The organism is Streptomyces sp. NPDC032721, from assembly GCF_055579625.1.
The window spans coordinates 789182-797809 of sequence record NZ_JBVIMX010000001.1 but is presented as its reverse complement, the minus strand read 5'-3'; the positions used below and the strand labels follow the sequence as shown (position 1 = coordinate 797809).

Sequence of the window (8628 nt, the reverse complement as noted above, 5' to 3'; positions counted from 1 at the left end):
AACAAACCCACCACATCACTCCAACCTCTCTTAGGACACCCCGCCGCCCTAGTAACCAACACCCTTCGGGGGGTGGGGGTTGGGGTTCACTCCCCCCCCCCCCCCCCCCCCCTCCGCCGTCTCCGTACACCTCCGCCGTCTCCGTAAGGGCGGATCAGGGTCCTACTGCTGGTGCAGGCCCCGGCCCGCCAAGGTCAGGAACGTCTCGCCCACCGCCTCCGACAGGGTCGGGTGGGCGTGGATGTGGTGGGCGACGTCGGAGGGTTCGGCGTCCCAGCCGACGATGAGCTGGCTCTCGGCGATCATCTCCGAGACGTGGGGGCCGACCAGGTGCACGCCCAGGACCCGGCCGTCGCGCTCGGCGACGACCTTCACCATGCCGCCCTGCCCGTGCACCATGCCCTTGGCGACCGCGGTCAGCGGCATGGTGTTCGCCACCACGTCCAGGTCACGGGCGCGGGCCTCCGCCTCGCTCAGGCCGACGGCGGCGGTCTGCGGCGAGGAGTACGTGACCCGGGGCACCGCCGCGTAGTCCACGGGCTGCGGGGCGAGCCCGGCCAGGGTCTCGGCCACCAGGAGCCCTTCGGCGAACGAGGCGTGCGCCAGTCCGAGGGACGGCGGCGGCAGCAGGTCCCCGACCACATGGATGCCGGGCACCGGGGTCTCCAGCCGCGCCCAGTCGGCCGGGGCCACGAACCCCCGCTCGTCGGTGGTCAGTCCGGCCGCCGCCAGGCCGAGACCGTCGGTCACCGGGACGCGGCCGACGGCGACGAGCAGCCGTTCCGCCGCGACGGTACGGGTCTCGCCGCGCGCGGTGCGCACCGTCGCCCGTACCCCGTCCGCCAGCACTTCCGCGTCCAGCATCCGCGCCCCGGTCCACACGTCGACACCGCGCTTCTTCAGCCCGCGCGTCAGATGCCGGCTCACGTCGGCGTCCTCCAGCGGTACGAGCCGGTCCGCCGCCTCCACGAGGGTCACCTCGGCGCCCATCGAGCGGTGGAACGAGGCGTACTCGACCCCGATCGCCCCGCCGCCCAGCACCAGCACGGAAGCGGGCAGCGCGGGAGCGAAGAGCGCGTCGTCGCTGGTGACGACCCGCCGCCCGTCCGGGTCCAGACCGGGCAGGGTGCGCGGCCGCGAGCCGGTGGCCAGCACGATGCCCCGGCGCGCGGTGAACTCGCCCCGCCCGGCCACCCGTACCGAACGCGGCCCTGTCAGCTCCGCACTGCCACGCACCACCCGCACCCCCGCGTGCGACAGATGCCCCTCCACGCCCTTGTGGTTGCGGGAAACGATGTCGTCCCGGGTTGCCACCAGCGCAGGCCAGTCGACCGAGTCGAGGGTCGCCTTCACGCCCCAGCGCTCCCGGGCCTCCGCGATGCCGTCGACGAGTTCGGCGGCGTGCAGCATCGCCTTGGACGGGATGCAGCCCCGGTGCAGGCAGGTGCCGCCCACCTTGTCGCGCTCGGCCAGCACCACGGTCAGGCCGAGGGCGGCGGCCCGCAGGGCGGTGCTGTAACCGCCGGTGCCGCCGCCGATCACGATGACGTCCACGTCGTTGCTCACGTCGTTGTTGTTCATGGCTTCACCCTCCGCCGACCAGCGGTGATGCGTCCAAGGCAATAATTGTCTGGCTGCGATGCACGATCTTTATGAGCGATGAGCGACGGGGAGCGGACGGTCATGAGCCTGCGTCAGATGGAGTACTTCCTCACCGTCGTCGAAGAGGAGTCCTTCACCCGGGCCGCCGAACTCCTGCACGTCACCCAGCCAGCCCTCTCGCACCAGATCAAGGCCCTGGAGAAGTCCGTCGGCGGCCCGCTCCTGGAGCGCAGACCGCGCGGCGTCGGCCTCACCGTCATGGGCCGCGCCTACCTCCCGCACGCCGAACGCGCCGTCCGCAGCGCCGTCCAGGCCGGCCGGGCGGCCCGGGCCGCGGCCGGTGCGGACGGCGGCGAACTGCACGTCGCCGCCCTCCACTCGGTGGCCGTCGGCATCCTCCCCGACGTCTTCGCCCGCTGGCGCCGCGAGCACCCCGGTGTCGCCCTCCACCTGCACGAGTACGCCACCACCGACGCCCTGGAGGACCACGTCGAACGCGGTGTCGCCGACCTGGCCGTGGGCCCCGAACCCGCCCACTGGCCGGGGCCCGTGGTGCGGGTGGGGCAGGAGGAGATCGTGCTCGTCGTCCCCTTCGACGACCCCCTGGCGGGCCGTACGACGGTACGGCTGGAGGAACTGTCCGAGCATTACTGGGTGCGGTGCGCGATGGAGGCCGTGGTCGAGGGGCGCGCCTTCCTCGACTGGGTCTGCGAACGGGCCGGGTTCGTCCCGCGTACGGCGGTCCGCACCGAGCACACCTCCACGGCCGTCCGGATGGCCGCCGCCGGTGTGGGCGTGGCGACCGCCCCCGCCCATGTCGTACGGGGCGCGGTGGGCGAGGACTGCGTGGTCCTGTCGGTGGACCCGCCCTGGAGCCGCGCCCTCACGGTCTACTCCCGGGTGGAACTCACCGGCGCTGCCGCCCGCTTCACGGACCTGCTGCACCGCTCGTCCTCCCTGGGAGGGCTGGGCGCCCGCCACGAGGAAGCGTGCGGCGCCGTCTAGCCGCCCAGCCGTCCAGCCGCCGAGTCGTCTAGCCAGGAACAGGTTCCGCCCGCACCAGCAGCCCCACCGGCCGTTCCCCGAGCAACCTCCGCAACAGCACCGCCCCCTCGAACTCCCGCCCCGCCCCCGCCCACTCCACCCAACGCCCCTCCGGCAGCTCCACCACCGTGGACTGCCAGCCCCCCGCCTCCGCCAGCCGCAGCGACAGCCGGGTCACCACCGTCACGGCCTCCCCGCCCCGCACGAACGCCACACAGTGACGCGCCGCAGGGCCCCGTACGGCCAGCGGTGCGTACGTCCCCGTCTCGCCGAACACCTCCGGCCGCTCCCGCCGCAACCGCAGCACCGCCGAGGTGAGAGCCAGCTTCTCGTCCGAAAGGCCCCTGGGCCCCGTCGGCTCCTCCCGCACCCGGGCGAGCTCCGCGGGATCGAATCCCACCACCCCCCGGTTGTCCGGATCCACCAACGCCAGGGACTCCCGCTCCGTCCCCTGGTACAGCTCCGGCACCCCCGGCATCGTCAGCTGTACCAGTACGCCGCCCAGCACGTTCGCCCGCACAAAAGGTGCCAACTCCCGCTGGAACACCACCAGTTCGTAGGATGCCGCCCCGCAGGGGCCCGACCGTACGAAGCCCTCCAGCGCCTGCTCGTACGCCGTGTCCTGCTCCGTCCAGCTGGTGTGCAGCCCCGCCTCCCGCGCCGCCTTCAGCAGTGCCGGAACCAGCCGCTCCGCCCCCGCCTCCGGCAATGCCACGGCGGTCTGCCAGGCCACCCACGCCGCGTGCGGATCCGGCGCGGCGGCCGTGCCCGCCACCCGTTCCAGGAGGCCCGCCCACCGCTGCGGGCACTCGGTCAGCACCGCGAGCCGCGCCCGTACGTCCGCACTGCGCTTGGTGTCGTGCGTGGACAGTACGGTCCCGGTAGCCGGCCAGTCCCGGGCGATCCGTGCGCAGAAGGCGTGGAACTCGTCGGGCGGGACGGCGGGCCGCCCCGGGGCACCACCCACCTCGGCCGCCGACAGCAGCGGGGCGTACCGGTAGAACGCCGTGTCCTCGACGGACTTGGCCCGCAGCGCCGACGAGGTCTGCGCGAACCGTGCGCAGAACGCCTGGTGGTCGTCCCCCGTCCCCAGCCGCCCGAGCGCCAGCTCCCGTACGACGTCCACCGCTTCGGCCTCCTCCGGCACGGAGAACACCGCCTTCGCCTCCCGGACCGCCTCGGGCGGCAGCGTCGCCTCCGCCTCCTCGGGGGTGGGCCCGCCCGCCGCCACGTACGGGCGGTACACCGGCATCCGGACGAGCAGCTCGCGCAGCGCGGTGCGCAGGGCCCACGGGGCGTGGTCGCGCAGGGCGGGGTCGGCCGCGCAGATCCGTCCGGCGGCGCGCACCAGGAAGCCGGTCTCGGCGGCCAGTTCGTGGGTGAGGATGCGGTACGCGGCCCGGCGCGCGGTGGCCGCCCAGTAGCCGCCCCTGTCGCCGGGCGGATCGGCGAACACGCGGTAGAACTCGGTGAGTTCGTCGGCTCCGGTGGGGTCGTGGAACAGTCCGTCGATCCTGTGCAGCGCGTCGTAGCCCGTGGTGCCCGCCACCGGCCAGTCGGCGGGCAGCCGCTCCTGCCCCGTGAGTATCTTCTCCACCACGGTCCACACGGTCCGCCCGGAGCCGGCCCCCTCCACCGCCTCCGCCAGCCGTCGCAGGTAGTCCCCGGGCGCGGCGAGCCCGTCCGGGTGGTCGATCCGCAGCCCCTCCGCCACGCCGTCCCGCACCAGCTCCAGGATCTTCGCGTGGGTGGCGGCGAACACCTCCGGATCCTCCACCCGCACCCCGATCAGGTCCGAAATGGTGAAGAAGCGCCGGTAGTTGAGCTCGGTGCGGGCCAGCCGCCACCAGGCCGGGCGGTACCACTGGGCGTCCAGCAGCTCCGGCAGCGGCAGCTTCTCGGTGCCCTCGCGCAGCGGGAAGGCGTGGTCGAAGTAGCGGAGCACGCCGTCCTCGACGGACAGGTGAGCCAGCTCGTCGCCGAGCCGTCCGCCGAGCACCGGCAGCATCATCCTGCCGTCGCCCGCCGCCCAGTCCACGTCGAACCAGCGCGCGTAACGGGAGGCCGGACCGTCCCGGAGCACCTCCCACAGCGGGCCATTGAGGTGCTCGGGCGAGGGGACGGCCATGTGGTTGGGCACGATGTCCAGGACCAGGCCGAGGCCGTGCTCCCGGGCCGTGCGGGCGAGCGCCCGCAGTCCCTCCTCGCCGCCCAGCTCCTCGCGCACGCGCGCGTGGTCCACCACGTCGTAGCCGTGCGCCGAACCCGGCACGGCTTCCAGGACGGGCGACAGGTGCAGGTGCGACACCCCGAGGGCGGCCAGGTACGGCACCGCCGTCGCGGCGGCCGCGAACGGGAAGGAGGGCTGCAGCTGGAGGCGGTAGGTGGAGGTGGGCGTCATGCGAACCTACGTACCCGCATTCGGGGCTTCTGTGTCATCGACCCATGCACCTACGTGCGTACGCCTGAGCTAATTTCGCCCAATGGCTGGAGACAACAAGGTACGGAACGGCAAAGGCAGTTCAGGAGCACTCAGTACCTACCGGCAGAGCTACCGGGAAGCGATAGCACTCACCGGACCCGTACTGCCCCTCGTCTCCTTCCTGGGCCGGCTGCCGCTCGCCATGTGCCAGCTCGGCACCCTGCTCCTGGTCGCCGAGACCAGCGGCAGCCTCGCCACCGCGGGACTCGTGGGCGGCGCGCTCGCGGCCGGACAGACCGTCGGCGGCCCCCTGCTCGGCCGGGCCGCCGACCGGCGCGGACAGCGCGTCGTGGTGCTCGGCGCGACCCTCGTCAACGCCCTCGCGGTGACCGCCCTGGTCCTCGCCGCCCTCGCCCGCACCGAGACCCTGCCGCTCGCGCTGATCGCCGTCGTCGCGGGCGCCTCCGTACCGCAGATCGGCCCGATGTCGCGCACCCGCACCCTGGCGCTGGCCCGCCGGAAGAACGCCGACGAACGGCTCATCGGCACGGTCCTGTCCTTCGAGGGCACCCTGGACGAGGTCACCTTCGTCCTCGGCCCCGCCCTCGTCGGCCTCGCCGTGGCCGTCGCGCACCCGGCCGCCGCCCTGCTCGCCGCCGCGGGACTCCTCGCCGTATGCGGTACGTGGTTCGCCCTCCATCCGACGGCAGCCCTGCTACGCCCCGCCGCGCGCACCGCCTCCGCCGAACGTACGAGGCTGCCCGGCTCCGTCTACGCGCTGCGCACCGCGATGGCCCTCCAGGGCGCCATGTTCGGCGCCTCCCAGGCGGGCATCACCGCCCTCACCGAGGACCTGGGCATGCCGGAACAGGCCGGACTCGTCTACGCCGCCATGGGCGTGATGAGCGCCGTCGCGGGCTTCTCGATGGCGGCCGTACCCGCCCGGATCGGCCTCTCCACGCGCTGGCGGATGGCCACCGCCGCCCTCGTCGTGCTGTCCGTACCGCTGCTCTTCGTGGGCAGTCTGTGGGCGCTGTACGTCGTCGTGGTCGTGCTCGGCGTCGCGTACGCCCCGCACATGATCACGATCTTCGGCCTCACCGAACGGGTGGTCCCCGCGAACCGGCTCGCCGAGTCGATGGCCTTCCTGATGAGCGGTGTCGTCGGCGGCCAGGCACTGGCCCTCGCGCTCTCCGGGCGGCTCGCCGAGACCAGCGGCCCGCCCGCCGCCTTCGCCGTCGCGATCGGCGCGGCCGTCCTGTGCGCGGGCCTCGCCTGGGCGGTGCGCCCCCGGGCCGCGCGCGGACGCACCGTACACACGACTCCCGGAACCGGCCCCGGCGCGGCTCCCGTCAAGCAGGACGCTGAAGGACCGTCAGGCTCCGGCCGATCAGCGTGACGTGCTCACCGGCGTCGTGCTTGGCACCGGTCCCCGGCGGTACGCCGTCCTCGCGCGCGGTGTCCACCACGACCTGCCACCGCACCCCGTGGTCCGCGGGAACCATGAAGTCCAGCGTCTCGGCACTCGCGTTGAACATCAGCAGGAACGAATCGTCGGTGATCCGCTCCCCGCGCGGCCCCGGCTCCGAAATCGCCGCCCCGTTCAGGAACACCGTCAGCGCCTTGGCGTGCGCCGCCTCCCAGTCCTCCTGGGCCATCTCGTCGCCCTCCGGCGTGAACCACGCGATGTCCGAGAGCTCGTCCTGCGTACCGCGCACCGGACGGCCGTGGAAGAAGCGGCGGCGCCGGAAGACCGGGTGCTCGCGGCGCAGTGCCACCATCGCGCGCGTGAAGGACAGCAGTGTGCCGTCCTGCGGTGGGCTGCCGTCCGCGTCGGGGCGCGGCCACGGCACCCAGGACAGCTCGTTGTCCTGGCAGTAGGCGTTGTTGTTGCCGTGCTGCGTGCGCGCGAACTCGTCCCCGTGGCTGAGCATCGGCACGCCCTGCGACAGCATCAGGGTGGCCACGAAGTTGCGCATCTGACGGTCCCGCAGGGTCAGGACGGCGTGGTCCTCGGTGACCCCTTCGGCGCCGCAGTTCCACGACCGGTTGTGGCTCTCGCCGTCCCGGTTGCCCTCGCCGTTGGCGCTGTTGTGCTTCTCGTTGTACGCGACCAGGTCGTGCAGCGTGAAACCGTCGTGGCAGGTGGTGAAGTTGATGGAGGCGAGCGGGCGCCGCCCGTCGTCCTGGTAGAGGTCGGAGGACCCGGTCAGCCGCCCGGCGAACTCCGCTATCGTCTGCGGCTCGCCCCGCCACATGTCGCGCACGGTGTCCCTGTACTTGCCGTTCCACTCCGTCCAGAGCGGGGGGAAGTTCCCCACCTGGTAGCCGCCCTCGCCGACGTCCCACGGCTCCGCGATCAGCTTCACCCGGCTCACCACCGGGTCCTGCTGCACCAGGTCGAAGAACGACGACAGCCGGTCCACCTCGTGGAACTGCCTGGCCAGCGTCGCCGCCAGGTCGAAGCGGAAGCCGTCCACATGCATCTCGGTCACCCAGTACCGCAGCGAGTCCATGATCATCTGGAGGACGTGCGGGGAACGCATCAGCAGCGAGTTGCCGGTGCCGGTGGTGTCCATGTAGTACTTCGGGTCGTCGGTGAGGCGGTAGTACGACTGGTTGTCCAGCCCCCGGAACGACAGCGTCGGCCCCAGGTGATTGCCCTCCGCCGTGTGGTTGTAGACCACGTCGAGGATGACCTCGATGCCCGCCTCGTGCAGCGCCTTGACCGCCGTCTTGAACTCCAGCACCTGCTCGCCCCGGTCGCCCCAGGAGGCATAGGTGTTGTGGGGGGCGAAGAAGCCGATGGTGTTGTAGCCCCAGTAGTTGCGCTTCCCGGCGTCGACCAGCCGGTGGTCGTTGACGAACTGGTGCACCGGCATCAACTCCAGCGCGGTGACGCCCAGTTCCACCAGGTGGTCGATGATCGCCGGATGGGCGAGCGCCGCGTACGAACCGCGCAGCTCGTCGGGGAGCTCCGGGTGCAGCATGGTGAGGCCCTTGACGTGCGCCTCGTACAGGATCGTCTGGTGGTACTCGGTGCGCGGCGGGCGGTCGTCGCCCCAGTCGAAGTACGGGTTGATCACCACCGAGGTCATGGTGTGCGGCGCGGAGTCCTGGTCGTTGCGGGAGTCCGGCTTGCCGAAGTGGTAGCCGTACACCGACTCGCCCCACTCGATCTCGCCGCTGATGGCCTTGGCGTACGGGTCCAGGAGCAGTTTGGCGGAGTTGGACCGTAACCCCTGGGACGGCTCGTACGCGCCGTGCACCCGGTAGCCGTAGCGCTGGCCCGGCATGACGCCGGGCAGAAAGGCGTGCCGTACGAACGCGTCGCTCTCGCGCAGTTCCACCGCCATCTCCGAGCCGTCGTCCTGCAGCAGGCACAGCTCGATGCGGTCCGCGGACTCCGAGAACACCGCGAAGTTGGTGCCGGCGCCGTTGTACGCGGCGCCCAGGGGGTAAGCCTCTCCGGGCCAGATCTGCATGCGGTCGACTCTTCCACTCGGTGGGCGCCGTAGCGTCAGATCTTCCCCGGAATCCTCCCTCAATGCGGGCCGGGC

At 72.3% G+C, this 8628-nt stretch carries 5 protein-coding genes; 2 read left to right on the top strand and 3 right to left on the bottom strand.

All coding sequences use genetic code 11. The features are described from left to right. Positions 1–162 precede the first annotated feature (162 nt). On the bottom strand, positions 163–1581 hold the full coding sequence (gene lpdA / locus ACZ5PB_RS03385; protein ID WP_468687345.1) for a dihydrolipoyl dehydrogenase: 1419 nt from the start codon (positions 1579–1581) through the stop codon (positions 163–165). Between the two features lie 102 nt (positions 1582–1683). On the opposite strand from lpdA, the gene ACZ5PB_RS03380 reads away from it, so the two are divergent. Continuing rightward, complete coding sequence (locus ACZ5PB_RS03380; protein WP_468687343.1) at positions 1684–2607, top strand: LysR family transcriptional regulator; 924 nt, start codon at positions 1684–1686, stop codon at positions 2605–2607. A 28-nt stretch (positions 2608–2635) separates the two neighbouring features. Here the strand turns inward: ACZ5PB_RS03380 and treY are convergent, their stop codons facing one another. Further along, complete coding sequence (gene treY / locus ACZ5PB_RS03375; RefSeq protein WP_468687341.1) at positions 2636–5047, bottom strand: malto-oligosyltrehalose synthase; 2412 nt, start codon at positions 5045–5047, stop codon at positions 2636–2638. Positions 5048–5129: 82 nt separating this feature from the next. Here treY and ACZ5PB_RS03370 point away from each other — a divergent pair, with 82 nt between their 5' ends. Further along, a complete protein-coding gene (locus ACZ5PB_RS03370) occupies positions 5130–6467 on the top strand; it encodes an MFS transporter (protein WP_468687339.1) in 1338 nt (445 codons plus the stop codon). Here ACZ5PB_RS03370 and glgX read toward each other — a convergent pair. Further along, complete coding sequence (gene glgX / locus ACZ5PB_RS03365; protein ID WP_468687338.1) at positions 6421–8553, bottom strand: glycogen debranching protein GlgX; 2133 nt, start codon at positions 8551–8553, stop codon at positions 6421–6423. The two genes, ACZ5PB_RS03370 and glgX, sit on opposite strands and share 47 nt — an antisense overlap. Positions 8554–8628: the final 75 nt, after the last annotated feature.

Coding starts and splice junctions, on each gene's coding strand:
- glgX (WP_468687338.1), bottom strand. CDS start 8,553: ATGCAGATCTGGCCCGGAGAGGCTTACCCCCTGGGCGCCGCGTACAAC.
- ACZ5PB_RS03380 (WP_468687343.1), top strand. CDS start 1,684: ATGAGCCTGCGTCAGATGGAGTACTTCCTCACCGTCGTCGAAGAGGAG.
- ACZ5PB_RS03370 (WP_468687339.1), top strand. CDS start 5,130: ATGGCTGGAGACAACAAGGTACGGAACGGCAAAGGCAGTTCAGGAGCA.
- treY (WP_468687341.1), bottom strand. CDS start 5,047: ATGACGCCCACCTCCACCTACCGCCTCCAGCTGCAGCCCTCCTTCCCG.
- lpdA (WP_468687345.1), bottom strand. CDS start 1,581: ATGAACAACAACGACGTGAGCAACGACGTGGACGTCATCGTGATCGGC.